Raw genomic sequence first — 24,342 nt, 5'->3', positions numbered from 1 at the left:
GATTACGCTCCGCTCTTGCGTGTGGGGTCCATAGCGCGCAGGACAAAGACAAGAACTGGCGTCACAATCAGTGCCGCGATGACGGTGTAGGTCAATTCATAATTGCCGAATTCAAGTGATCCAAAGCCGGGACCACGGCTGATATCCCGCGATGTCGCACCGTCTTCCGCGAACACCGACATGACCCCATACAGGCCATAGTAGATCGCCAAGTTGATCATCAAAAAGGTTCCTGGGAAGGTCGCCCAAAGCTGTCGCCAAAGTTTGGGCGGATGCAGTCGGGCCAGGTTGCGTACAACTGCGGACCAACACGCGATTGCCACGAATACGAACGACATGTTCATGAAGACTTTGATGATCCAAAGATTATGAAGGCCGTTGGGGCTGCTCGAACCTTCGTCGGCACGCAAAGATCCCAGCGCATAGTCAAAAGTCACGTCCCATGACAAAACGATGAAGGGCAAGAAAAGCCAGCCGATGGCAAAGATATTGATGCGGGTTTTCTTCTCGATGGGAAAGCCATCGTACAAGATATCAACGCGGACGTGGCTGTCTGTCGTGACCGCATACCCGACGCCCATCAAAACGGCAGCGCCATAAAGCCACCACTGGAGGTCATCGAGCCATGCTTGGTTCATGCCAGAGTTGCGCAAGATCACTTGCGCGGTAATCGCCAGCATCAGGATCGGAAACAGCCATGCCGCGATATTGGACATCTGCACAACAAAGCGATCTCCACGATTGTGTTCGGCGCGTCCCACCTCGCCGGGGTCAGATACAGCGACAATTTCTTCTGGTGATTCCATAACACGGGGTCCCTTCCGATGGCGTGTGTCTTGCAAACAAAGGGGCGGACCGTTGCCCGCCCCTTTGCACGTTTCAATTCAACACAGCGCTTACTGCCGTGGACGTGGCAGGTAGATGTTGTTGACCCATGTCTTATAGCCTGCGCGGAACTCCTGAAGGTCGTCCCATACCAGCTTGAAGTACTCGTCTTCAGCGGCCAGCTCAGCTGCAACCTCATTCCATGTGGATTCGAATGTGGTCAGCATTTCATCTGGCCATTGACGGATCGTCACGCCGTTCTCTTCAACGTTTGCGATCATTGCCGCAAAGTTCTTGGCTTCACCTTCGGCATAGTTGGTCGTGATATTGGCCAAGCACGCGATTTCAATTTGGTTTTGCGACAACTCGTCCAGATCGTCCCAACGATCTTTGTTGATCAAAAGCTCAAACATCGTCGCAGGCTGGTGCCAGCCGGGGAAGTAGTTGTTGGATGCGATGTTGTAGAAACCCAGACGCTGGTCGATCAGCGGCATAGAGAATTCTGTCGCATCAATCGCGCCACGCTCAAGTGCCGGGAAGATGTCGCCAGCCGCCAGAAGCGATGTTGATACGCCCAAACGCTGCATGACTTCGGCACCCAGACCAAAGAAGCGCATGTTCAGACCCTCAAGGTCAGCGACGCTTTCGATAGGCTCTTTAAACCAACCGGATGTTTCTGGTGCAATAATGCCGCAAGGCATGACCTTCACGTTATAGCCGTTCTCGTCATACATGCGCTGGAAAAGCTCGGCGCCGTCGTCATACAGCATCCATGCAAGGAATTCGCCCGCTTCGGGACCAAATGGCACAGCAGCAAAGAGCGACGCGGACGTGATCTTACCCTGCCAGTAACCAGATGTCGTGTAGGCCGCATCCACAGAACCGCTAGAAACCGCATCAAGCGCTTCTAGTGTTGGTACCAGTTCGCCAGGATCAAAATGCTCAAACTCAACTTCGGTCGAGATGCTGTTGATCTTTTCGACAAAGTCGACACCAGCCGTGCCGAGGATCGGCAAATTGCGCGAGAACGCAGATGTCATTTCTAACACTTCTTGCGCCTGTGCGGTACCGCCTGTTGCCATAACGGCGGCAACGCCAGCTGCGATTACTTTAGTCTTCATCGTATTCCTCCCAGAATATCGTCCCTTCAATGGGACCTTTTGGTCAATTTTTACAATCATCGGCGTATGACCACTACGCCGACTTATCTTTGCCCAAGGTACTGAACCTCTGGCTATGTGAAACAGGACAGCAATTTCTTGATCTGCATCAAAGGTTTGCACAAAAGCGCTGACGTGCCTCCCAACATCGTCGCCCTTCAAACCTGCGAACGCTCTCCCCTCACGTTATGGACCACCACTATTGACGACTTTTTTCATTCTGTAAGCCCGATTTCACATCATTTCGTTCAGAAAATCTTATTGCTCCTTAAGAAAATACAAAGGATGATACTATTCCGAACCAAAAGCGAAGAAGACAATGTCCGATATCAACCTCAAGTTGCTCCAGTCGTTCCTGTTAGTCGCCAAGCTGGGAAGCTTTCGGCGTGCGGCCGAAGCTGCCCGCCGTTCAAGCGCGGCCATCAGCATGCAGATCAAGGAACTTGAAGATCAGGTTGGTATGCGGCTTTTCGTGCGCCGGTCAAAGAACGTAACACTGACACCCAACGGACAGATGCTGTTTGAAAAAACGGAACGGGCCATGCGGGATATTGACGATGGGTTCCGGTCGTTGTCAGATATCGCAGCGATGCGACAATCAACCGTCACCATCGCATGCGCAGCCACTCTGGCACCCAAACGGGTTGGCAGCGTGCTGACCATGTTTCGCAGGCGTTTTCCCGACAGCAGCGTACGCTTGATCGAAGCACCACCTGCGACCGCATTGGAAATTCTGGAACGGCAAGTCGCAGAGTTTTATGTGGGGCCCACCGTGTCGGACCTGAAAACATTCACCTTTGAAAAGCTGGCCACTGAACCGCTTTTGGCCTGCGTCCCGCCCGAGTACGATAACGGGAAGGCCGTGATCAGTTTTCACGACCTCTTGGACGTACCCATTATCGTGTTGGATCAATCAACCGCCATCCGAGCACTGATCGATGACATCCTGTACCGCAAGGACCTGACGCTGAATATCGCCTACGAGCTACAAAATGCGTTCACAGCCCTTAGCTTAGCCAACGCAGGGCTCGGGATTGCCTTACTGCCGTCCATTGCCATCGAAATGGCCACATTCGACGGTTTTCGTGTCGTCCCTTTTGCCGAACCGGAAGCCGCGCGATCAATCGGGATCATTGCAGAAAAAGGGTATGTGCAGCATAATTATTCTGAACAGCTTATGCGCTTGATCCGTGCAGCTTTTGCCGAAATGCCGGTCGCAAAGGCCTTATGACTATGGACCTAGCGTAAATCGGACGACGCAGTTACCGCGAGCTTCTTGCACCTGAATAAACGAAGGGCCGGCATTTGACTGCCAGCCCTACATATGTCCGCTGATTTCAATCCGATAAGCTATCGGTCTGGAATCTGCTTAATTGCTGATGAGCAGCATTGCCTGATCAGAGTTGTTGGCAAGGACATCCGCGCGTGTCGGCATGTCGGCGTAGTTGCGGATGGGCACATAGGCTTTCATGTCTGTAGGAAATGGCATGTCGTCAAACACGGCGATCTGAAAGCCGTTTGATAGGTCCTGAAACGGCAGATCACCAAAGATGACGCGCGGCGTGTAAGTCGCCATTTCAGCCGGAAAAGGCATGTCGTTGACATAAGCGGGCTGCTGGTTTTCGCTACCCGCGGTTGCTGCGGTGCTGACTGCACAGATGGCTGCAGCTGCGGCGAATGTGATGGGCTTGATCATTGTTATCTCCTTACCAATTAAATCACTTGATCGGGCCGACGCACGGGGGGCCGCATCGCACGATCAATGCGTAATCCTTGATTCAGATTTGCGGGAACAATGGGGCAAGGGATCGTTCAATTCATGACTGATCGCAGTTTCCAAACAAAGCGCCAGAGATTGGAGGCATTGTTCTCGGCATTCGCCTGATTTGATACGTCCGCCGCCATTCCGCGACACGTTATGCAGCAATCGTAAGGGATGCACACCTCCTCCGCGTGCGCGCCGGACCGTCAACAGCGCAGCAAACCTGCGGTGATCCGACAAAATGTGGCAAGCCAGCCCCATTTTTGGCGACGACGACATGCTATCGCGTGGCGGCAAATGGCGCTGATCATATCAGTCGTATTTGATAGGTGGTGCCCGCGGCCGGACTCGAACCGGCACGGCCTTACGGCCAAGAGATTTTAAGTCTCCAGTGTCTACCATTCCACCACGCGGGCACGGTGCTATTCCTATGCGCACCCGCCAGCGTGAGCAAGCAGTGATCAGAGGTCGCGGCCGATTGGTTCGACCAGCAGGACCCGTTCTTGCAGCCAAGGGTTCATTTCGACAGCAGACCGCAGAACGTCTTGCGCCTCATCATTGCGTCCCAACCCCATCAACGTCAGCCCTTTGCCAGACAGTGCTGCGATATGGTTGGGCGTGATCTCAAGCGCGCGGTCAAGATCAGTTAGAGCTGCATCAAAGTCTTGCGCAAGGTAACTTGCAAAAGCGCGCTGATTGTAGCCTTCGGCATAGTCAGGACAGTACTCAATCAAACGGCCCAACACGTCGCGTGCACCTAGAAAATCGAAGCTGGACCGCCGCGACATACCTTCGTCCAGCATCGCCTGCGCAAGTTCATCTGGCGCATCCGTCCAAAGCGACCACAGTTCTTGGGTCAGCACCCGTGCGTCGCCCTCGCCGCGCGAAGCGCCCAACTCTTCCACAATCTCAGCAAGCCTCTGGCTGTGATCCGTCACAGCTGGGCATGTTTGGGCAAAAGCGGGCGATGCCATCAGGCAGAGCGAGAATATCCATTTCATGACTTGAGTATTTGCGCCGCAGCCTCATGCCGTCAAGTCACGTCCCTGTTCCCGGCGCCAACGGGGACAACCCTTCTTCTTTCACGGCCTGCATTGCGACATAGGTTGAGGTGTTCGCCACATGCGGCAAGGTTGATATTTTCTCAGCCAGGACAGCGCGATAACCCGTCATGCCCGCCGTGCGCACCTTCAACAGATAGTCAAACGCCCCTGCGATCAAGTGACACTGTTCAACTTCAGGCACCAGCAGCACCGCATTATTGAACGCAGCCAGCGCGGTTTCTCGCGTATCTGACAGCTTGACCTCAACAAAAGCAACGTGGTCGCGATTCAACCGAATGGGGTCATAGATCGCGCGGTATCCGCGAATGACGCCTTGATCCTCCAGCCGTTTCAACCGTGCCTGCGTGGGTGATTTTGACAACCCGATACGGCGGGCAAGCTCGGTCACGCTGATGCGCCCTTCGACGGTGAGGATATCAAGAATCTTACGATCAAAGACGTCGAGATCAGAAAGCTTTTCGGCCACAATATAGCCCCTCAATAAGTCAGGTTACCTGCCAATCTGACATATTGCAGGCAGATTGGCTATTCTGAATCACCTATAATAGGCTAACCCATTCAGGAGCCTGCCATGCCTCGCGATCACAGCACCGATTTGCGCCACCAGATTGATCTGTCCATGTATAAGGATGAAGAAGCCACCGTTGCGGCCCTTGTGGCGTCAGCAAACCTGTCTGATGCGGACCGCGCCCGGATTTCACATCGCGCCGCTGATCTGGTCACACAAATCCGCACCAGCGCCGACCCCGGCCTGATGGAAGTGTTTTTGGCCGAATACGGGTTATCAACCGATGAAGGAATCGCATTGATGTGTCTGGCCGAGGCGCTTTTGCGCGTCCCGGACGCCGAAACGATGGACGAGCTGATCGAAGACAAAATTGCACCTTCTGACTGGGGCAAGCATCTGGGCCATTCCGCGTCATCGCTGGTCAACGCGTCCACCTGGGCTCTGATGTTGACGGGCCGCGTCCTTGATGATGAACAACCCGGACTGACCCGGCATCTGCGCAGCGCAGTCAAACGTCTGGGCGAGCCTGTAATTCGCACCGCTGTCGCCCGCGCCATGCGCGAGATGGGTCGCCAGTTTGTGCTGGGCGAAGACATCAGCAAAGCCATGAAGCGTGCCGAAGGTATGCAAGCCAAGGGCTTTACATACAGCTATGATATGCTTGGCGAAGCGGCCCGCACCGACGCCGATGCAAAAGGCTATCACCTCGCCTACTCCCGCGCGATCAGCGCGATTGCAGAACATTGCACGCATGATAGCGTGGCTGAAAACCCCGGTATTTCCGTTAAACTCTCTGCATTGCACCCCCGCTACGAAGTTGCGCAAGAAGCCCGCGTAATGGAAGAGCTGGTACCGCGCGTGCGTGCACTGGCCATGCTCGCCAAATCGGCGGGCATGGGGTTCAATATCGACGCTGAAGAAGCGGACCGACTTTCCCTGTCGCTTGATGTGATCGCGGCCGTTCTGTCGGAGCCGGCGTTAGCCGGTTGGAACGGTTTTGGCATTGTCGTACAAGCCTACGGCCAGCGCGCGCCATTGGTCATCGACTGCCTGCATGACATGGCAACGCGCATGGATCGCAAGATCATGATCCGCCTTGTGAAAGGCGCATATTGGGACGCCGAGATCAAACGTGCGCAAGTCGAAGGGATCGACGGCTTTCCTGTCTTCACAGCAAAGCAGCACACGGACATCAGCTATATCAGCAACGCCCGCAAGCTGCTGGAAATGACGGACCGGATTTACCCGCAATTCGCCACACATAACGCCCACACAGTTGCCGCCGTTCTGGATATCGCGCAGCAATTGGGACGCAACAGCGATGATTATGAATTCCAGCGCCTGCATGGCATGGGCGAGACATTGCATACCATCGTCTTACAAGCAGAAAAAACGCGCTGCCGCATTTATGCGCCCGTTGGCGCACATGAGGATTTGTTGGCCTATCTGGTGCGCAGGCTGCTGGAAAATGGCGCAAACTCAAGCTTTGTGAACCAGATCGTTGATGAGGATGTCCCACCGCAGGTTGTCGCCGCCTGCCCGTTCGATAGCATCGGGCATGGCCCCGACCTGCGAACCGGACCGAACCTCTACCAGCCAGAACGCGTAAACTCCCAAGGCTGGGATCTGACACATGCCCCCACGCTCGAAGAGGTATCAAAAGGGCGCGGACCCCATCAAACCGCGCAATGGGATGCCACACCCGCACTATCATCTTGCCCCGAAAACTCCGGCCGGAGGCTTCAAGATCGGACCCCAATCACCAACCCGGCAAAACCGGGTGATACTGTTGGACACGTGCAAAACGCGGACGCTGAAGACATTGCCAGCGCACTTGAACACGCCGCACCTTGGGCGGTTGACGTGAAAGCACGCGCGCAGGCGCTGAATGCCGCTGCCGATGCCTATGAGGCTCATGCAGATGAGATTTTCGCGATCCTGTGTCGTGAGGCTGGCAAAGCCTTGCCTGACGCGGTTGCTGAACTCCGCGAAGCCGTGGATTTCTTGCGCTACTACGCCGCACAGGCGCAGGAAGGCCAGCAGGCCCGCGGCATTTGGACCTGTATCAGCCCGTGGAATTTCCCGCTGGCGATCTTTACCGGTCAGATTGCCGCCGCATTGGCCGCTGGCAACGCAGTGCTGGCAAAACCCGCAGAACAAACGCCACTGATCGCCACACGGGCTATCGCGCTGCTGCATGAAGCAGGCGTGCCACGCCACGCATTGCAACTGCTGCCGGGTGGCGGCGACGTGGGTGCAGCGCTCACCGCAGATACAAGGATCAACGGCGTGGCTTTCACCGGATCTACCGCGACAGCACTCAAAATCCGCAGCAATATGACAGCGAACTGCACGCCCGGAACTCCTTTGATTGCCGAAACCGGCGGATTGAACGCGATGATCGTGGACAGCACCGCCTTGCCTGAACATGCGGTGCGCGACATCATCAACGGGGCGTTTCAATCCGCAGGCCAACGCTGCTCGGCCTTGCGCTGTCTTTATGTGCAAGAGGACATCGCTGACAATCTGCTGACGATGCTCAAAGGCGCAATGGACGAATTGCATGTCGGCGACCCGTGGCATCTGTCCACGGATGTAGGTCCGGTGATTGATACCATGGCCCATAATAGTATCGCTGATCACATCGCTCAGGCCCAACAAGAAGGCCGGATCATTCATCAGGTAGACGCTCCAAAAACCGGGCATTTCATCGCCCCGACAGCCATTCGGGTGACGGGCATCGCGGATATGACGAAAGAGATTTTCGGCCCCGTGTTGCATGTTGCCACCTTCAAGGCGTCTGAACTGAACGCCGTCATTGATGCGATCAACGCGACCGGGTTTGGCCTGACCTTCGGCTTGCACACCCGGATTGATGACCGGGTTCAAACGATTGTGGAAAAGGTTCAGGCTGGCAATATCTACGTCAACCGCGACCAGATCGGTGCGGTTGTGGGCAGTCAGCCTTTCGGCGGTGAAGGGTTATCCGGGACAGGGCCAAAGGCGGGTGGGCCGCACTATCTACCACGGTTTACCGCCAACGCCGCTCCGCAGGAAACAGGCTTTTGGGCGGGTGCAGCAGATATGAAAGCATTGCAAAGGCGTATGGAACAAGCGTCCCAACCTGCTTTGACAACGCCAACAGAGCTGCCCGGACCAACTGGCGAGTCCAACCGTCACAGCACACACCCGCGCGGGCCGATCCTGTGCATGGGACCAGGTGCGAAGGCGGCCCAAGATCAGGTCGCGGCTGTCAGCGCTTTAGGCGGGATTGGCATCAGCACGGAAGGTGATCTGCCTGTCACCGCGCTACGGGACATCGCACCATTGGGTGGTGTCATCTGGTGGGGCGACACCGACACGGGCCGTGCGATCGAGGTGGCTTTGAGTGAACGCAAAGGCCCCATCACCGCGCTAGTCACAGGTATGCCGGACACAGCTCATGTACTGCATGAACGCCATGTCTGCATTGACACGACAGCAGCAGGTGGCAACGCCGCACTTCTGGCAGAAGTCGCCGGGCCAGCTTTGACTTGACCCCGGCAACGGGTTCAGGGACGGTCGCGCCATGTTTCCTATTCGCGACCACAACCCGTCTGAACGCACGCCTTACGTCACGCTAAGCCTGATCGCCATCAACGTGGCGATCTTCCTCGCGGGGTTGGTCCTGTTTTCGGACCAGCGTGCCCTGTCGCAGCTTTACTATGACTACGCGTTGCTCCCGATCCGTATCTCGAATGGTGAAAACTACGCGGCTTTGGTGACCTCAACCTTCCTACATGGCGGCTTCATGCATCTGGCAGGCAACATGCTGTTTTTGTGGATCTTTGGCGACAACCTTGAAGATGAAATGGGACATATCCCTTTTCTGATCTTCTATCTGGCGTGCGGGATAGGCGCATCATTGGCACAATTCGCAGCCGAGCCACTGTCGTCAATCCCAACGGTCGGCGCATCAGGTGCCATTGCCGGGGTGATGGGGGGCTATCTGCTGCTTTATCCCAAGGCGCGGGTCGACATCTTTATCTTCTTCATTGTGTTTTTCCGCATCTTCCCGATCCCCGCATGGATCATGCTGGGGCTTTGGTTTGCGCTGCAACTGTTCAACGGGTTCAGCATCGATACTTCAGGCGGCGGCGTGGCCTATTGGGCGCATGCCGGGGGCTTTGTGATCGGGTTGATCCTGACCTTGCCGCTTTGGTTCAAATTGGGCGCGGGGCTTTTTTGGCGCCAGACACATGGACACCCCCCACATCCCGAGGCCACATACGGACGCAGCAGTGTCCCAACCGTGCGGCGTTAACTCGGGCGGATAACCTTAGCGAAGGTCTCAAAAATCGGCTCATTGGCGCAGATCAACGCACCATCGTTCAGGATATCGCCATCCCTATCCAGCGGCTCGATGATCCCGCCCGCCTCGCGGACGATCAGAATGCCGGCGGCGATATCCCAGGCATGCAGCCCGCGTTCCCAAAAACCGTCATAGCGGCCAGCGGCGACATAGGCCAAATCAAGCGCCGCGGCCCCAAACCGACGGACCCCTGCACAGGCCGGTAGCAGTCGCGCAAGCGTTTGCAGTGTTTCAGGTAGTTCAGCGCGACCAGCAAAAGGCAGGCCAGTCGCAAAAATACTTTCGATCAAGCGGTGCCGGCCCGACACGCGCATGCGGCTTTCGTTCATCCATGCACCACTGCCTTTTTCAGCATAGAACATCTCATCTTTCACGGGGTCATAGATCACTCCAGCAACGATCTGGCCTTTATGTTCCAATGCGATTGAAACAGCCCAATGCGGCAAACCATGCAGAAAATTTGTCGTGCCATCCAGCGGGTCGACGATCCAACGGCGGGTTGGATCATCGCCTTCGATCTCTTTGCCCTCTTCGCCAAGAAAACCATAGGTCGGACGCGCATGCATCAATTCTTCTTTGATCATCGCCTCGGCTGCCTTGTCCGCGCGACTGACAAAATCGCCCGGGCCCTTGGTGCTGACCTGCAGGTTTTCGACTTCTCCAAAGTCCTTCAGCAAACCACGGCCTGCCTTGCGGGCGGTTTTCATCATCACGTTCAGATTTGCGCTGCCGGCCATATTGCGGGTCCTTGGTTGGGGTTCAGCGCGGCGTATAGGCTCAAGCGATGCGCGGAACAAGAGGCAACGCCACCTTAACCAAGAACCCAAATTCTGATGGCGCTTAACGGGTTGTTTGCGGACTTCACCCATATGTGGGGGCAGAGGCGAAGGACGGCATGCGGCAAACCCAGATCGACCATTTTCTGCACCAGACACAGATTGCGGGCCATATCTCGGGCCGTGATGTGCCCAAACGTGTGGCATCTGCCTTGCTGATGGTGGGGATTTGTCACATCGCAGGCTTTGGGCTGGAGGGTGTGATTCTAGGCTTTTGCGTGATTGTGCTGGAAATCATTGCGTACCCGCTGAATGCCCGCGCATCGCAGTTCAAAAAACGGCTGAGCTTGCCAATGGCAATTGCGGTGTTTGGGGTGAATTGGGCCGCAATGTTTCCGTTTTTGGGTTTCGCTGTTGTTTTGTCGTACAGCGATACGGTCCCCTTCGTGCTAATATCTTACCTGTGGGCTTTCGGTATCTACGTCCATGTCAGCAACACCTTCGGCCTACTCCCGGTTTATAACTGGAGCCAAATGACCGTCGCCTTCGGCACGATCTTCTTGATGCTATGGAATGTGTCGCAAAACCCGGCGTTTGAGGGTCAATCACACTATTGGATGCTCACAGCAATTCTGACGGCGGTCTACATCGTCAACACTTTCGACACGATGAACCTGCAAAAGGACACGCATCAGGCGCTTGAACGGGCGCGTCAGGAAGCCAATGCGCGCCTTGCGGATCTTGAGCGCCTGTCGCGCAGCGATAGCTTGACGGGCCTGATGAACCGGCGCGCCTTTGATGAAGTTGTGCAAAGCATGATGCACCAACACGCCAACAAACAAGGCGTTACCGTGTTCCTGATCGACCTTGACGGGTTCAAACCGATCAACGACAGCTACGGACATGTGGCAGGTGACGCGGTGCTTTGCGCTATCGCGGAACGCCTTGAAAAACTCACCGATCGTGGCGATCGGGTCGCCCGCGTGGGCGGTGATGAATTTGCAGTTTTGTCCAGCAGCATTACGTCGGTGAAAGCAGCGCAAAAGTTGGCCGAACAAATCATCGCAACACTCAGCGCTGCAGTCCCGTTCGAACAAAAACAGCTGGATGTGGGCATCAGCATCGGCATCGCCCGGCAGGGACCGGACGCCAACACGCCACCAGAACTGTTGTCGGGTGCGGATCAGGCGATGTATCTGGCCAAACAGGACCCCGATGTGCATGTCAAAATCTATGACAAGAATGCGTTCCCGGTACGTCCAACGCTGAAGGATCGCGAGATGCTGATCCGCGCGATGGAAACCGGACAGATCGTCCCGCATTATCAGCCGAAAGTCCGGATCGACACCGGGCAGCTTGTCGGGTTTGAGGCATTGTCGCGCTGGCATCACCCGACCCGTGGCATCCTGCCGCCTTCGCAATTTCTGCCGATGATTAATGAATTGGCGCTGCAAGGCGCGTTCATGACCCATACGGCCAGACATGTCATGGATGACCTTGCCCAAATGGTTGATGATGGGCTCGATCCCGGACAGGTGTCGATCAACATGTCAGAGGTGACGCTCGCGACGCTGGTCGGCCGTAAGGAACTGTTTGCGGTGATTGAAAGGTATCCAGCGTTGCGCCGCTATCTTACATTTGAGATCACCGAAGACATTTTTATCGCTCGCTCCAGCGATGTTATTCGCCGTTCCATTGCGCTGTTTCGGCAGGCAGGCGTGCGTATTTCGCTTGACGATTTCGGAACCGGTTATGCATCGCTTCAACACCTCAAAGAGCTGGAGTTTGATGAGCTTAAGCTCGACACAGGGTTTGTGCGTGATTTGGGCATTGATCCAACAGCAAAGGTTCTGATCGAAGGTCTGGTGACGATCAGCAAAGGGCTGAATGTCGACTTGATCGCAGAAGGCGTCGAAAACCTGAAACAACGTGACATGCTCAGGGACATGGGCTGCTTACATGTGCAGGGTTACTATTACGGCGGTGCCGTACCGTTTGAAGAGGCTTATCTGAGACTCACTGCGGAAGGGCGCCGCTTGTCCGGCATCGATGATTTTAGCCAGCCACAGGATCAGCGCGCTGCAGTTTGACCGCCTCTTGCCGGGCAAGCCTGATAAGATGCGCCATATAGGGCCTGCTGGTGTCTTCTTCCCGGGTCGCCGCATAGAGCCGCCGGGTAATTCCATTTTTCGTCAGGGGTCGCGTCACATAATCGGAATTGTAACTGACCTGCCGAACCACCCAATCCGGCAGCACTGCGACACCCCTGTTTGACGCCACCAAAAGCAGTATGACAGCTGTCAACTCGACCTGACGCACCGCCGCCGGTGCAACCTTGGCCGGCGTCAGAAGTTGGGAAAAGACATCGAGGCGCGCGCGATCAACAGGATAGGTGATCAGAGTTTCGCCGCGAAAATCTTCAGCCTCAATCACATCCTTTTGCGCCAGTGGATGATTGGCCGCAGCCACGAACACTGGCTCGTAGTCAAAGAGCGGTGTAAAATCTGTCTCCGGCAGTTCCTCTGGATCAGAGGACACAACCAGATCAACCTCTTCCTTGCGCAATGCAGGCAGCGCATCAAAGGCCAACCCGGGCCGGATATCGACGTCAACCTCTGGCCATGCCTTGCGGAATTGTTCCAACACCGGAAAGAGCCATTCAAAGCACGCATGGCATTCGATAGCGATGTGCAGCCGCCCTGCACTGCCCGCGATGAGCCCTGAAAATTCTGCTTCAAGGGCAGCGACCTGTGGCAAAATCCGTTCGGCCGCTGCCAGCATTTTCATGCCTGCCGCAGACAGTTTCAGCGGCTTGGACCGCCTGACGAACAGCTCAACCCCGGCTTGATCCTCAATCCCTTTGATCTGATGTGACAATGCCGATTGCGTGATGTTCAACTGGTCAGCCGCGCGCGCCAGACCGCCGGTATCGTGGATCGCCTTGATCGTGCGCAGATGCCGAAACTCGATATGCATATGTGAGCCATCCTCATTACCTTGGTGAGGTTTATGAAATTGCTTCAAGTTCATAAAGGTGGGACAAGCAGGAAGCAAGCAAGAGGTGTGTCCATGTCCATTCCGTCAGTCTCATTCGAATTCTTCCCGCCGAAATCGCTCGAAGGTTCATTTCGCCTTTGGGACTGCGTGAGCACGCTCTCGCCGCTTGATCCGTCTTTTGTTTCCGTGACCTACGGCGCGGGTGGCACAACCCGCAAATTGACGCATGAGGCCGTCACGACGATCCACAAAACCAGCGGGTTGAATGTGGCGGCACACTTGACCTGCGTGGATGCAACAAAGGCCGAAACGATGGAGATCGCACGCGGCTATGCAGACGCGGGCGTGCGCGATGTCGTGGCCTTGCGCGGAGATGCACCCAAAGGAACCGCTGGCTTTGCGCCACATCCGCAGGGGTTTGAAAGCTCTGTCGCATTAATCGAAGCCCTTGCAGATACCGGTGATTTCAACATCCGCGTCGGTGCCTACCCCGAAAAGCACCCCGATGCCGTTGATCAAGCCGCCGATATTGCTTTCCTCAAGCGCAAAGTCGACGCAGGTGCCACATCCGCCATTACACAGTTCTTTTTTGAGGCAGACACGTTTTTCCGCTTCCGGGATGCCTGCGTGAAAGCTGGGATTAACGCGCCAATCATCCCAGGTATCTTGCCCATCGAAAACTGGAACGGGACACAACGCTTTGCCCATCAATGCGGAACGCAAATTCCTCAGGTTGTCCATGATGCCTTTCAAAACGCAACGCGTGACGGCACCACGGAACTGCTGGCGACCGCTGTCGCAACAGAGTTGTGCGATGAGCTGCTGCAAGGCGGCGTTGACCATTTGCATTTCTACACGCTGAACCGGCCAGAACTAACCCGCGACATCTGCCATGCTCTTGGCGTGACGCCAAAAGTCCGGTTGCAAAACGTGGCCTGAGCCGCCAGCTTTGGGCAGACAACCCCGGAGCGCCCATGTTCACAGCGACCACCCAAGACCAAATGCCTGACCTCGATACGACGCTGTCCATGTCAGGGTTGGAATTCATGCAAGCCATGCGCGACGGGACCCTGTCGCGTCCGCCAATATCGGCGCTAATGAATTACACGCTGGACGAGGTCACCGCAGGCAAAGTGGTGTTTCGCGGTACCCCGACATTCGAACACACCAACCCCGCCGGTGGCGTACATGGTGGTTGGTATGGGACTTTGCTGGACAGTTGCATGTCCTGCGCGGTGATGACCAAGACACCTAAAGGGTCGGTCTATACCACGCTGGAATATAAGGTCAGCCTTGTGGGCGCGATCCCTGTGGGCTGCGAAATTCTGGCCACGGGTATGATTGAACATGCGGGCCGATCCACGGGGGTGGCGCGCGGTGAAATTCGCGACGCTGCCTCGGGCAAGCTTTATGCGACGGGTTCAGCCACTTGTTTGATTATGAAGCTCCGGGACAGCTGACACTTCTGGTTCGTCACCGCCGACACTTTCATGAATGCGCTCTGATACGTCTTTGCCGATCACCCTCTTGCGGCGAGACAAGAAAATCTTGGCCCATCCGCGCCAGTTGCCGGTCGATGGCGCTGTGATGTCTTGGGGAAAGCGGCCTTGCCAGCCATCCGGCAACGGCACGCCGCAGGCGGATAACCGTTCCAACATCCAGACGAGCGGGATGTTTGCCAATGGCCGCGCTTCCGGGTGCTGCCAAACCTGCCCGCCAACATCGCCATGATTGCCCCGAAACCAAACCTGTTCCATGTGACCGGTCCAGTCGGTTGGACAGTGCCAGATCACAGGCGTATAGGCCCGCCGTCGTTCGTCCATGGCCAGAGCATGAAAGCCATTGCGGATGTGATTGCCCAAGGCGTGATTGTGAAACTCATGCTGCGGCGTTGACCACCGCCAAACAATCGGCAGGCGCAATCCCAGTGCCTTTACCGTGTCCCAGACGGCCACCGCCTCCACCTCAACATTGGGATGGCAGTAATGATCCCGAAACGCTTGTGCTGCCGGGCTGCTGGCTCCAATTCTGTAGTGCCGATAGGCTTGGCGGATCATCCTGACCGTCGCGCAGTCTGATTTTACCAGCCCCACCATGTCGATCACCCCGGCGAGTGACCGGGCGGCAAAGGCACCACGCGAGTACCCCACCAAAATGATCTGATCGCCCTCGCGGTAGCGTGAAGCCACCACACCGTAGGCCCGTTTGATTTGTCGGTTAATGCCTTTTCCCGTCATCACATCCCAGGTGCCCCGCCAGTCGCGCCATTGGATACCGGCCTCGTAATAGACGGTCAGGTTCGCGGTCCGGCTGACCTCTTTCAAAAGCTTGAAGGTCAGCCCTGCGTTCGTTTCGCATCCGGGCTCCAGCGATGACATCGTCCCATCCAGAATGACCACATGGGTCGCGGGCCCGCGCCTGCGTATCCCGCCCTCTTCCGTGCGCGCCCGTCGCCCGAAAAGGCCAAAGAACCAATCACGCAGCGGCACTGTCGCCCTTCGCTTTCTTGATCATTTGCCAGACACGGTGCGGGGTGAAAGGCATCTCGACCTCGCGCACCCCAACATCCCATAGTGCGTCAAGCACGGCGTTGGTCACGGCGGCGAGGGCACCAACAGTGCCAGCTTCGCCACACCCCTTCATGCCCAATGGGTTGTACGTTGATGGAACGCATTCCGTTCTGAACTTGATCATGGGCAGATCATCTGCACGCGGCATCCCATAGTCCATAAAACTCGCCGTGAGCAATTGGCCCTCTTCGTCAAACACAACATGTTCGGTCAGGGCCTGCCCGACACCTTGGGCAACACCGCCGTGCACTTGCCCTTCGGCAAGCATAGGATTGATAAGATTACCGAAATCATCAACAACGGTATAGCGATCCACGGTGACCACGCCGGTGTCTGGATCAATCTCAACCTCTGTAACATGCGCCCCGTTCGGAAAGCTGCGATTGTCGAGTTTGATGCTGGCGGAGTGGCGCAAAAGATCATCGCGCCCGGCATCGCGGGCCATATCGGCAACCTCTAGCATGGTTGGGGTCAGGTTCGATCCTGCGATGCGGAACCGTTCATCATCAAAGCTGACGGCACTGGCATCGACGCCTTCGGCATCCGCCAGAAACGCCGTGAAAGCCTCAAGCATCACATCAACAGCGGCCAATGTGGCCGTGTTCTGCACCGTGACAGACCGCGACCCGCCCGTGCCTCCACCTGTGGCGATCTGGTCGCTGTCGCCTTGTACCACGGTGATCTGACCTGCCGGAATACCGGTTTGATCGGACAGGTATTGGGCATAGACCGTTTCGTGTCCCTGCCCGTTTGACTGGGTGCCGACAAAGATGGTGGCTCCATCGGTGGTGAATTCAACGGCGGTCGTTTCGGCCGGATTACCGAGAATGCTTTCGATATAGTAGCAAAGCCCCTGCCCGCGCAGTTTGCCCTTGGCTACTGATGCCGCCTTGCGCGCGGCAAACCCATCCCGGTCGGCTTCGCGCCCGGCACTGGCCAGCACCATAGCGAAATCGCCAACGTCGTAAGTTACGCCGGTTGCGGTTGTGTAAGGAAACTTAGCAGGGACGATAAAGTTCTTTTCCCGCAACGCCCAAGGATCAACACCCAACTGGCGCGCGGCCTCGTCTATCGCGCGCTCCAACACAAAAATCGCCTCTGGCCGTCCGGCACCGCGATAGGCATCCACAGGCGTTGTGTTGGTATAGATCCCGCGGGTCCGCATATAGGCAGTCTGCACATCATAGGTGCCCATCAGTACCTTTGAGAACAGGTCAGTCTGAATGCCTTGGGCAAACTGCGAGTTATAGGCACCCATATTCGCAATCGTATCAACGTGGTACGCTGTGATCTGATAGTTAGCATCAAAGGCAAGTGTTGCTGTTGTGGTCAGGTCGCGACCCGCATTATCCGATAACATCGCCTCGGTCCGGTCTGACATCCAGCGAACCGGACGGCCCAAGACGCGGGCAGCATGAGCAGCACAGAAGGGTTCAGGATAGCGCATCGCCTTCATCCCGAAACCGCCACCCGTATCCGGGTTGGTCACACGGACCTCATCAGGATCAAGCCCGAAGTGGCGCACAAGGTCGCCCTTCGGCACCCAAACACCTTGGCCGTTCGTTGCTACATGCAAGCGGCCATCGACAACCTCGGCGTAGCACCCACGCGGCTCCATCGAATTACAGATGATGCGGTTATCGCCTACATCAACGGTAACGACATGGGCAGCCTTTGCGATGGCGGCCTGCACCGCCGTCTCATCCCCCATGCCCCAGTCAAACGCAAGGTTGCGGGGCGCCTCTGGGTGGATCGTATCACCACCGATGGCCAAATCGACATGCACTGGCAGATCATCAATCTCTAGCCCGATCGCTTCGGCTGCATCTTTCGCAGCAACCATCGTGTCCGCCACAATCATCGCAATCGCTTCTCCCACATGGCGCACACGGCCCTGTGCCAGCAAAGGGCGTAACGGGGCAGCACTGCGCGACCCATCGCGGTTCTTCACCGTTGATCCGGCCAGCCCCAGTTCAACCCCCGCCGCAACAAGATCATCCGCCGAGACGATCAAATGCACGTCGGGCATCGCGCGCGCATCGTCCAAATCAAGGGCTGTGATTTCGCCATGCGCGACGGTGGCCCGCAGGAAGTAGGCGTGAAGCGCGCCGACGGGCGCAATGTCATCGACGTAGCGGCCCTGACCGGTCAGAAAACGCACATCCTCAACCCGCGTCACCGACTGGCTTTTGCCGAATTTTTCCATGGTGGCCCTCGCACGATTTTTCACATCAGACCCTAGCGGTCGCAGGCCCTATGTCCAGCGCAACTGGGCAGCGGGAACCGTTATTTCAGGTTTATTTTCTATATTTATCAGATTGTTGTGCGATTTCTGCAAAAATAATCGACCAATCCAAGAATAGACGACACAGGTGGCGCGTAACCTTCACAGAGGCGGATGAACAATCCGCACATGAACACGAACCGATATTGAAAAACTCTCGTCCATCAGACCAAAGGAATAAACCCATGAAACTCCCAATGATCGCACTTTCCCTCGTTGTCGGCCTGTCCGCATGTGACGCATACGCCGCAGGACACGCAACAGCCCCGGTTGCCCAGACCAACGGTATCCTTGTCGATGCAAACGGCATGAGCCTTTACACGTTCGACCCTGACACCGCGACCTCATCGGCCTGCAACGGCGGCTGCGCTGTCAACTGGCCACCACTTGCCGCACCTGCGGATGCCGATGAGGCCGGCAAGTTAACCGCAATCACACGCCAGGACGGCAGCAAGCAGTGGGCCTATGACGGCCAGCCACTCTATCTGTGGGTCAATGACCGTCGGCCCGGCGACACAACCGGCGACGGCGTTGGCGGCAACTGGCACCTCGCCCGCCCCTGATAACAGGTTCCCCTTGGTTTAGTGAGTATCGGCCTGTCCCGCTTCCCCGGGGCAGGCCTTTTTGCTGCGCCCTTTAGCGCCGCACCTTTGGTATGCGGCTGTCATCGGTTTCCTGCGGACCGACATCGCCTTCCCACACGCTGTGGCCTTTACGGACATAGATGTTGATCTCAGCCCCGGTGCCGATGGCATTCAGCTTGTGAATCGGATGCATCATGCTTTCGCCGCGCGTATCGTCGGGGGTTCTCCAAATCAGATAGCCCTTGCCGGAGGGACGACCGGAGTTCCGAGTTTCAACGATCCGCTCTATCTTGGCAACTGCACGATACCCAAAGCGCCGGGTCAGGACAGAGCGGTTGGCACGCCCGCCGACCCGCCACAGCGCGATCAGGCTGCCGACACCGGCAAAACCCGCAATCCATTGCATGATAACCGCACCATCATGGGCTTGACCAACATAGGTCTCGAACTTTCGGGGATTGTCCGGAAGGTAGCGGATGGTGTGGGATGATCCTGCAGGCGCGCTTCTGTGTTGGGCGCGAGACACTTTGCGTTCGCGCTGCACCGTCTGTTGATCGACTGTGAAGCGATAAGTGACGTAATAGTCGTCGGATCCCTCACTATCGCGTCTGATGCGACGGCTGACTGCTTCAGCCTGCGTTTCGACACCAACCCGTTCATACCGGGCGGCGGACTGATACCCTACAACACTCCCGAACGTGACGGCGATGCAGATCACCGCCGCGACAATTGGAATCCACCCACCGTGCCCACGAAACACGGAGAACCACGCGCGTGGCTCGGTCAGGTCATGTTTCGGCGGTACTTCTTTCAACCCAGCAGATCCAAACGATATTCTTAATGCATAAGCATGACAGAAGACGCCGCAAACCCTTTTCCTTCTTGCCCCCCTCCGCTATCTGCACATTCAAGCGCAGGAGAGTTGCAGATATGCCGATGGAAAAGACATTCAACGCCGCCGAGGCTGAACCCCGCATCTACGAGATGTGGGAACAGGCAGGCGCCTTCAAAGCGGGCGCGAACGCCAGCCGGGACGAGACCTTTTGCATCATGTTGCCCCCCCCCAATGTGACGGGGCACTTGCACGTCGGCCACGCATTCAACCACACGATCATGGATATGCTGACCCGTTGGAAACGGATGCAGGGCTATGACACCCTCTGGCAGCCAGGACTGGATCACGCGGGTATTGCAACGCAGTTGATGGTGGAAAAAGACCTTGCCGAAACCCAGCAGCCCAAGCGGGTTGAGTTGGGCCGCGAGAAGTTTCTTGAGAAGGTCTGGGAATGGAAAGCCGCCAACGGCGGTATGATCGAACAACAGGCCCGCCGTTTGGGCGACAGCATGGATTGGTCCCGTTCGGCCTTTACCATGTCGGGTGCCGAAAGCGCCCCTGCGACTGAAAAACCCGGCAACTTCCATGATGCCGTGCTCAAGGTCTTTGTCGAGATGTACAACAAAGGCCTGATCTATCGCGGCAAGCGGTTGGTCAACTGGGACCCGCATTTTGAAACCGCGATCTCTGACCTCGAAGTCGAGAACATCGAGGTCGACGGCCACATGTGGCACTTCAAATACCCGCTGGCGGGCGGCGAGACCTATGAATACGTCGAAAAAGACGAAGACGGCAACGTGACCCTGCGCGAAACGCGGGATTACATTTCCATCGCCACGACCCGCCCCGAAACGATGCTCGGCGATGGTGCCGTGGCCGTGCACAAGGACGATGAACGCTATGCGCCCATCGTCGGCAAGCTGTGCGAAATTCCGGTTGGGCCAAAAGAACAACGCCGCCTGATCCCGATCATCACAGATCCCTACCCTGATATGAACTTCGGGTCAGGTGCGGTGAAAATCACCGGCGCGCACGATTTCAACGACTATGAAGTCGCCAAGCGCGGCGGTATCCCGATGTACAACCTGATGGACACCAAGGGCGCGATGCGCGCCGATGGAAAGCCATATGTTGAAGAGGCTGCGACGGCCCAAGCGATTGCAAACGGCGACCAAGAGTTCGACGAGGCGATGATCGCCGCGATGAACATGGTGCCCGAAGAATACCGTGGGTTGGACCGGTTTGAAGCACGCGAGCGCGTGGTGGCCGACATCACCGCCGAAGGCAACGCGGTCATGACCACACAGATCATCAAGAACGACGACGGCGAAGAGGTTGAAATAACCGTGCCTTACGTCGAAGCCAAAAAGATCATGCAGCCGCAGGCCGAGCGCGGCGGCACGGTCATCGAACCGATGTTGACCGACCAATGGTTCGTGGATACCGCCCAAATCGTCGGTCCGGCGCTGGATGCAGTCCGCGAAGGCCGCACCAAGATCATGCCGGAAAGCGGCGAGAAGGTTTATTATCATTGGCTTGAGAACATCGAACCTTGGTGCATCTCGCGCCAACTGTGGTGGGGACATCAGATCCCGGTTTGGTATGGGCTGCCGGTAACTTCGCGTCCTGCTTACACCGAGCGGCAACGCGAAATGGACAAGCTGTATCGGCGTCCTGGAGGACCATTTCCGAACAATAAACACGGTGTATGTGAATTTTGTGCAACTTCCTTTGAAGAAGCAAAAGCGATGGCCTTTGAATACTACGGCGAAGAAGTCGTTGAACTCACCGATCTTGAGGAAATGCGAAAACACCAGAATGATCCAGACAATCGGGGCAAGATAGCTGTCTACCGCGACCCCGACGTCCTCGACACATGGTTCTCCTCCGGCCTTTGGCCCTTCGGCACCCTCGGCTGGCCTGCGGAAGACGAGGCGATGAAATACTTCCCCGGCGACGTCCTTGTCACAGGCCAGGACATCCTGTTCTTCTGGGTCGCCCGCATGATGATGATGTCCGAGGCGATCATGGGCCAGGAACCGTTCCACACGGTCTATCTGCACCAGCTGGTCCGCGACGCCAAAGGCGAAAAGATGTCCAAGACCAAGGGCAACGTGATCGACCCGCTCGACATGATCGACGCTTACGGTGCCGACGCCCTGCGCTTTTCCAACGCGCAGATGGCGGCCTTGGGGGGCGTGCTGAAAATCAGCGAGGACCGGATCAAAGGCTACCGCAACTTTGGCACCAAACTGTGGAACGCCTTCAGCTTTGCCGAACACTATCAAATCGCCTATCCCGGCGATGCGGCGCGGCCTGCGGCGACTCAGACGCTGAACAAATGGATCATCGGCGAAACCGGCAAGGTGCGCGAAACGGTCGACGCGGCGATGGAGGCATACCGTTTCAACGACGCCGCCGATGCGCTTTATGCCTTCACATGGGGCAAGGTCTGCGACTGGTATCTGGAATTCTCCAAACCCATCCTGCAAGGCGATGATGCGAGTGCCAAGGCAGAGACCGAACAAACCCTGCGCTGGGTGCTGGACCAATGCCTGATCCTGCTGCACCCGATCATGCCGTTCATCACAGAAGAGCTATGGCAGCAGGCCGACAGCCGCGCCAAAATGCTGGTGCATGCCGACTGGCCGACCTACACCGCCGCTGAACTGGTGGATGCCGATGCAGACCGGGAAATGAACTGGGTGACCTCTCTGATCGACAACGTCCGCTCCGCCCGCGCGCAGGTGCATGTGCCTGCGGGGGCAAAGGTGCCGTTGCTGGTGACGGGGTTGGACGCCAAGGGCCAATCCGCATGGGACAACAACCATGTGCTGATCCAGCGCCTCGCCCGCATCGAGAGCCTAAGCCATGTCGATGACTTCCCCAAAGGCTGCGTCACGATCCCAATGGCGGGCGGCACCTTTGGCATTCCGCTGGCTGATCTGATCGACGTGGGCGAAGAAGTCGCACGACTTGAAAAGACGATGCAGAAGCTGGGCAAAGAACTCGGCGGTCTGCGTGGCCGCCTCAACAACCCCAAATTCGTGGCCTCCGCCCCGGATGAGGTTGTGGCCGAAGCGAAAGCCAACCTAGCCTTACGCGAAAACGAGGAAGCCCAACTCAAGGCCGCAATCGCGCGTCTGCAAGAGATCGGTTAAGAACAAAGGGGGCGGTCACCAACTGCCCCCTGACTTTCTTCGTCCAATCAAACTTCCGCCGGAGGCATCCTCAGGGCACCACACGCTCAACCGCGCGCATCATTCCCAACGCCTTATCATAGACCAGCGTCAAAATCCGTCGTCCGCCGGTCTTTCCAGCCACCTGTGGAACCGAGCGCACCGCAAAGGCGGCCCCGGAACTGGCCAAAAATCCGCGTCTACTCATCTTCATCGGGGTCGCTCCTTGTTGCGAACGATTCTCATATATGAACGGTTGCGCAGAATTCAAGCACCCGGTTATCTGGCGCCATGACAAAACCATCCCTCACCCCCCTCGCCCAAAGCCTGCCTGCCTCCGTCCCTTTCGTGGGACCAGAGGCACAGGAACGGCAAATGGGCCGCCCCTTCACAGCGCGGCTTGGCGCCAACGAAAGCGCCTTTGGCCCGTCGCCCGAAGCCATTGCCGCGATGCAAAAGGCTGCGGGCGAAGCATGGATGTATGGTGACCCAGAAAGCCACGATTTGCGCCAAGCTCTTGCCGCGCATTACGGTATCACACCAGAGAACATCATGGTCGGCGAAGGCATTGATGCGCTTCTGGGGCTTCTAGTCCGGCTCTATGTCGGCGCGGGCGACGCAGTCGTAACCTCCGCAGGCGCATATCCGACCTTCAATTACCATGTGGCCGGGTTTGGCGGCGCGCTGCACACGGTCCCCTACAAGGGCGACCATGAAGACCCCGATGCGCTGATCGCCAAAGCGGGTGAGGTTTCAGCCAAGCTGATCTATATCGCCAACCCCGATAACCCCATGGGCAGTTGGCACACCGCAGACGTCATGCAAAACATGATCGCCCGCTTGCCTGCGGGGTGCATGTTGGTTTTGGACGAAGCCTATGTGGATCTTGCACCCTCGGGCACCGTGCCCGCCCTTGATCCGCAAGCAGAGAATGTCATCCGTATGCGCACCTTTTCCAAGGCGCACGGCATGGCAGGGGCACGTGTGGGCTATGCCATTGGTGCGCCAGACGTCATCAACGGCTTCAACAAGGTCCGCAACCACTTCGGCATGTCCCGGATCAGTCAGGCCGGTGCTTTGGCGGCGTTGCGGGACATTGCTTGGCTGGAACACATCCAAAACGAGGTGGAAAAGGCGCGGCAGAGGATTGCGGCCATCGCAAAACACAATGATCTCGCCCCACTGCCCTCAGCCACCAACTTCGTCACGATTGACTGCGGACGCGACGGCAACTTCGCACGCGCAGTGCTCGCGGCCCTTGTCGCCGACGGCATCTTTGTCCGGATGCCCTTCGTCGCGCCACAAGACCGCTGCATCCGGGTCAGTTGCGGCACAGAGGCTCAGATTGATGCGTTTGAGACGGCACTTCCCCGCGCGCTCACGCAGGCGCACGAAAAATTAGGGTGATTTTCACGCGGTTCTGGCTAATTTATGTGATAAATCCAAG

20 protein-coding genes and 1 tRNA gene are annotated in these 24,342 nt (G+C 56.9%); 9 read left to right on the top strand and 12 right to left on the bottom strand.

The features are described 5' to 3' along the window. Positions 1-2: 2 nt before the first annotated feature. Positions 3-806 (bottom strand): TRAP transporter small permease subunit, encoded by an 804-nt coding sequence (locus MWU60_RS07625; protein ID WP_247226647.1) that lies wholly within the window; start codon positions 804-806, stop codon positions 3-5. Between the two features lie 90 nt (positions 807-896). Continuing rightward, positions 897-1,946 carry a TRAP transporter substrate-binding protein gene (locus MWU60_RS07620; RefSeq protein ID WP_247226646.1) on the bottom strand — a complete coding sequence of 350 codons (1,050 nt, stop codon included), beginning with the start codon at positions 1,944-1,946 and terminating at the stop codon, positions 897-899. Between the two features lie 358 nt (positions 1,947-2,304). Between MWU60_RS07620 and MWU60_RS07615 the strand changes: the two genes are divergently transcribed. Next, positions 2,305-3,216, top strand: coding sequence for a LysR substrate-binding domain-containing protein (locus tag MWU60_RS07615; RefSeq protein ID WP_247226645.1), 912 nt, complete (start codon positions 2,305-2,307; stop codon positions 3,214-3,216). A gap of 138 nt (positions 3,217-3,354) precedes the next feature. On the opposite strand, the gene MWU60_RS07610 is transcribed toward MWU60_RS07615, so the two are convergent. From MWU60_RS07610 to MWU60_RS07595, 4 genes are all read right to left on the bottom strand, one after another. Next, complete coding sequence (locus MWU60_RS07610; RefSeq protein WP_247226644.1) at positions 3,355-3,681, bottom strand: hypothetical protein; 327 nt, start codon at positions 3,679-3,681, stop codon at positions 3,355-3,357. A gap of 396 nt (positions 3,682-4,077) precedes the next feature. Next, a tRNA-Leu gene (locus MWU60_RS07605) sits at positions 4,078-4,163 on the bottom strand. Between the two features lie 45 nt (positions 4,164-4,208). After that, positions 4,209-4,748 (bottom strand): tetratricopeptide repeat protein, encoded by a 540-nt coding sequence (locus MWU60_RS07600; RefSeq protein WP_247226643.1) that lies wholly within the window; start codon positions 4,746-4,748, stop codon positions 4,209-4,211. A gap of 37 nt (positions 4,749-4,785) precedes the next feature. Then, positions 4,786-5,277, bottom strand: a complete 492-nt coding sequence (locus MWU60_RS07595) for an Lrp/AsnC family transcriptional regulator (protein WP_247226871.1) — start codon at positions 5,275-5,277, stop codon at positions 4,786-4,788. A gap of 105 nt (positions 5,278-5,382) precedes the next feature. On the opposite strand from MWU60_RS07595, the gene putA reads away from it, so the two are divergent. Together putA and MWU60_RS07585 are read left to right on the top strand one after the other, a co-directional pair. Next, a complete protein-coding gene (gene putA / locus MWU60_RS07590) occupies positions 5,383-8,856 on the top strand; it encodes a bifunctional proline dehydrogenase/L-glutamate gamma-semialdehyde dehydrogenase PutA (protein ID WP_247226642.1) in 3,474 nt (1,157 codons plus the stop codon). Positions 8,857-8,887: 31 nt separating this feature from the next. Next, positions 8,888-9,622 (top strand): rhomboid family intramembrane serine protease, encoded by a 735-nt coding sequence (locus MWU60_RS07585; RefSeq protein WP_247226641.1) that lies wholly within the window; start codon positions 8,888-8,890, stop codon positions 9,620-9,622. Here the strand turns inward: MWU60_RS07585 and MWU60_RS07580 are convergent. Continuing rightward, the gene (locus MWU60_RS07580) at positions 9,619-10,407 is read right to left on the bottom strand and encodes an inositol monophosphatase family protein (protein WP_247226640.1); all 789 of its coding nucleotides are present in this window, start codon (positions 10,405-10,407) and stop codon (positions 9,619-9,621) included. The two genes, MWU60_RS07585 and MWU60_RS07580, sit on opposite strands and share 4 nt — an antisense overlap. A 158-nt stretch (positions 10,408-10,565) precedes the next feature. On the opposite strand from MWU60_RS07580, the gene MWU60_RS07575 reads away from it, so the two are divergent. Next, complete coding sequence (locus tag MWU60_RS07575; protein WP_247226639.1) at positions 10,566-12,536, top strand: EAL domain-containing protein; 1,971 nt, start codon at positions 10,566-10,568, stop codon at positions 12,534-12,536. Here MWU60_RS07575 and MWU60_RS07570 read toward each other — a convergent pair. After that, positions 12,502-13,422 carry a LysR family transcriptional regulator gene (locus tag MWU60_RS07570; RefSeq protein WP_247226638.1) on the bottom strand — a complete coding sequence of 307 codons (921 nt, stop codon included), beginning with the start codon at positions 13,420-13,422 and terminating at the stop codon, positions 12,502-12,504. The genes MWU60_RS07575 and MWU60_RS07570 overlap by 35 nt on opposite strands. Before the next feature lie 93 nt (positions 13,423-13,515). Here MWU60_RS07570 and metF point away from each other — a divergent pair, with 93 nt between their 5' ends. Next, entirely contained in the window at positions 13,516-14,382 is an 867-nt protein-coding gene (metF, locus tag MWU60_RS07565) for a methylenetetrahydrofolate reductase [NAD(P)H] (protein WP_247226637.1), read from the top strand. A 35-nt stretch (positions 14,383-14,417) separates the two neighbouring features. After that, a complete protein-coding gene (locus tag MWU60_RS07560) occupies positions 14,418-14,903 on the top strand; it encodes a PaaI family thioesterase (RefSeq protein WP_247226636.1) in 486 nt (161 codons plus the stop codon). Here the strand turns inward: MWU60_RS07560 and MWU60_RS07555 are convergent. Beyond that, complete coding sequence (locus MWU60_RS07555) at positions 14,865-15,932, bottom strand: DUF2235 domain-containing protein (protein ID WP_247226635.1); 1,068 nt, start codon at positions 15,930-15,932, stop codon at positions 14,865-14,867. The two genes, MWU60_RS07560 and MWU60_RS07555, sit on opposite strands and share 39 nt — an antisense overlap. Then, on the bottom strand, positions 15,919-18,219 hold the full coding sequence (locus MWU60_RS07550) for a xanthine dehydrogenase family protein molybdopterin-binding subunit (RefSeq protein WP_247226634.1): 2,301 nt from the start codon (positions 18,217-18,219) through the stop codon (positions 15,919-15,921). Before MWU60_RS07550 ends, MWU60_RS07555 begins: the two co-directional genes overlap by 14 nt. Positions 18,220-18,482: 263 nt before the next feature. Here MWU60_RS07550 and MWU60_RS07545 point away from each other — a divergent pair, with 263 nt between their 5' ends. Next, positions 18,483-18,860 carry a hypothetical protein gene (locus MWU60_RS07545; protein WP_247226633.1) on the top strand — a complete coding sequence of 126 codons (378 nt, stop codon included), beginning with the start codon at positions 18,483-18,485 and terminating at the stop codon, positions 18,858-18,860. 73 nt (positions 18,861-18,933) lie between these two features. On the opposite strand, the gene MWU60_RS07540 is transcribed toward MWU60_RS07545, so the two are convergent. Then, positions 18,934-19,695, bottom strand: a complete 762-nt coding sequence (locus tag MWU60_RS07540) for a DUF3592 domain-containing protein (protein WP_247226632.1) — start codon at positions 19,693-19,695, stop codon at positions 18,934-18,936. 116 nt (positions 19,696-19,811) lie between these two features. Between MWU60_RS07540 and MWU60_RS07535 the strand changes: the two genes are divergently transcribed. Next, positions 19,812-22,877, top strand: a complete 3,066-nt coding sequence (locus tag MWU60_RS07535; RefSeq protein ID WP_247226631.1) for a valine--tRNA ligase — start codon at positions 19,812-19,814, stop codon at positions 22,875-22,877. A gap of 70 nt (positions 22,878-22,947) precedes the next feature. On the opposite strand, the gene MWU60_RS07530 is transcribed toward MWU60_RS07535, so the two are convergent. After that, complete coding sequence (locus MWU60_RS07530; RefSeq protein ID WP_247226630.1) at positions 22,948-23,109, bottom strand: Tat pathway signal protein; 162 nt, start codon at positions 23,107-23,109, stop codon at positions 22,948-22,950. Positions 23,110-23,186: 77 nt separating this feature from the next. Between MWU60_RS07530 and MWU60_RS07525 the strand changes: the two genes are divergently transcribed. Then, entirely contained in the window at positions 23,187-24,302 is a 1,116-nt protein-coding gene (locus tag MWU60_RS07525; protein ID WP_247226629.1) for a pyridoxal phosphate-dependent aminotransferase, read from the top strand. The last annotated feature ends 40 nt before the right edge of the window (positions 24,303-24,342 follow it).

Origin of the sequence: Yoonia sp. F2084L, from assembly GCF_023015625.1 — a bacterium.
In the GTDB taxonomy this organism is placed as follows: Bacteria; Pseudomonadota; Alphaproteobacteria; order Rhodobacterales; family Rhodobacteraceae; genus Yoonia.
Note: the sequence above shows the minus strand (reverse complement) of the source record. Positions and strands in the feature narration are given on the sequence as shown.

Excerpts from the sequence above, each read along its gene's own strand:
- MWU60_RS07625 (WP_247226647.1), bottom strand. The coding sequence starts at position 806 with ATGGAATCACCAGAAGAAATTGTCGCTGTATCTGACCCCGGCGAGGTG.
- MWU60_RS07620 (WP_247226646.1), bottom strand. The coding sequence starts at position 1,946 with ATGAAGACTAAAGTAATCGCAGCTGGCGTTGCCGCCGTTATGGCAACA.
- MWU60_RS07615 (WP_247226645.1), top strand. The coding sequence starts at position 2,305 with ATGTCCGATATCAACCTCAAGTTGCTCCAGTCGTTCCTGTTAGTCGCC.
- MWU60_RS07610 (WP_247226644.1), bottom strand. The coding sequence starts at position 3,681 with ATGATCAAGCCCATCACATTCGCCGCAGCTGCAGCCATCTGTGCAGTC.
- MWU60_RS07600 (WP_247226643.1), bottom strand. The coding sequence starts at position 4,748 with ATGAAATGGATATTCTCGCTCTGCCTGATGGCATCGCCCGCTTTTGCC.
- putA (WP_247226642.1), top strand. The coding sequence starts at position 5,383 with ATGCCTCGCGATCACAGCACCGATTTGCGCCACCAGATTGATCTGTCC.
- MWU60_RS07585 (WP_247226641.1), top strand. The coding sequence starts at position 8,888 with ATGTTTCCTATTCGCGACCACAACCCGTCTGAACGCACGCCTTACGTC.
- MWU60_RS07580 (WP_247226640.1), bottom strand. The coding sequence starts at position 10,407 with ATGGCCGGCAGCGCAAATCTGAACGTGATGATGAAAACCGCCCGCAAG.
- MWU60_RS07575 (WP_247226639.1), top strand. The coding sequence starts at position 10,566 with ATGCGGCAAACCCAGATCGACCATTTTCTGCACCAGACACAGATTGCG.
- MWU60_RS07570 (WP_247226638.1), bottom strand. The coding sequence starts at position 13,422 with ATGCATATCGAGTTTCGGCATCTGCGCACGATCAAGGCGATCCACGAT.
- metF (WP_247226637.1), top strand. The coding sequence starts at position 13,516 with ATGTCCATTCCGTCAGTCTCATTCGAATTCTTCCCGCCGAAATCGCTC.
- MWU60_RS07560 (WP_247226636.1), top strand. The coding sequence starts at position 14,418 with ATGTTCACAGCGACCACCCAAGACCAAATGCCTGACCTCGATACGACG.
- MWU60_RS07550 (WP_247226634.1), bottom strand. The coding sequence starts at position 18,219 with ATGGAAAAATTCGGCAAAAGCCAGTCGGTGACGCGGGTTGAGGATGTG.
- MWU60_RS07545 (WP_247226633.1), top strand. The coding sequence starts at position 18,483 with ATGAAACTCCCAATGATCGCACTTTCCCTCGTTGTCGGCCTGTCCGCA.
- MWU60_RS07535 (WP_247226631.1), top strand. The coding sequence starts at position 19,812 with ATGCCGATGGAAAAGACATTCAACGCCGCCGAGGCTGAACCCCGCATC.
- MWU60_RS07530 (WP_247226630.1), bottom strand. The coding sequence starts at position 23,109 with ATGAAGATGAGTAGACGCGGATTTTTGGCCAGTTCCGGGGCCGCCTTT.
- MWU60_RS07525 (WP_247226629.1), top strand. The coding sequence starts at position 23,187 with ATGACAAAACCATCCCTCACCCCCCTCGCCCAAAGCCTGCCTGCCTCC.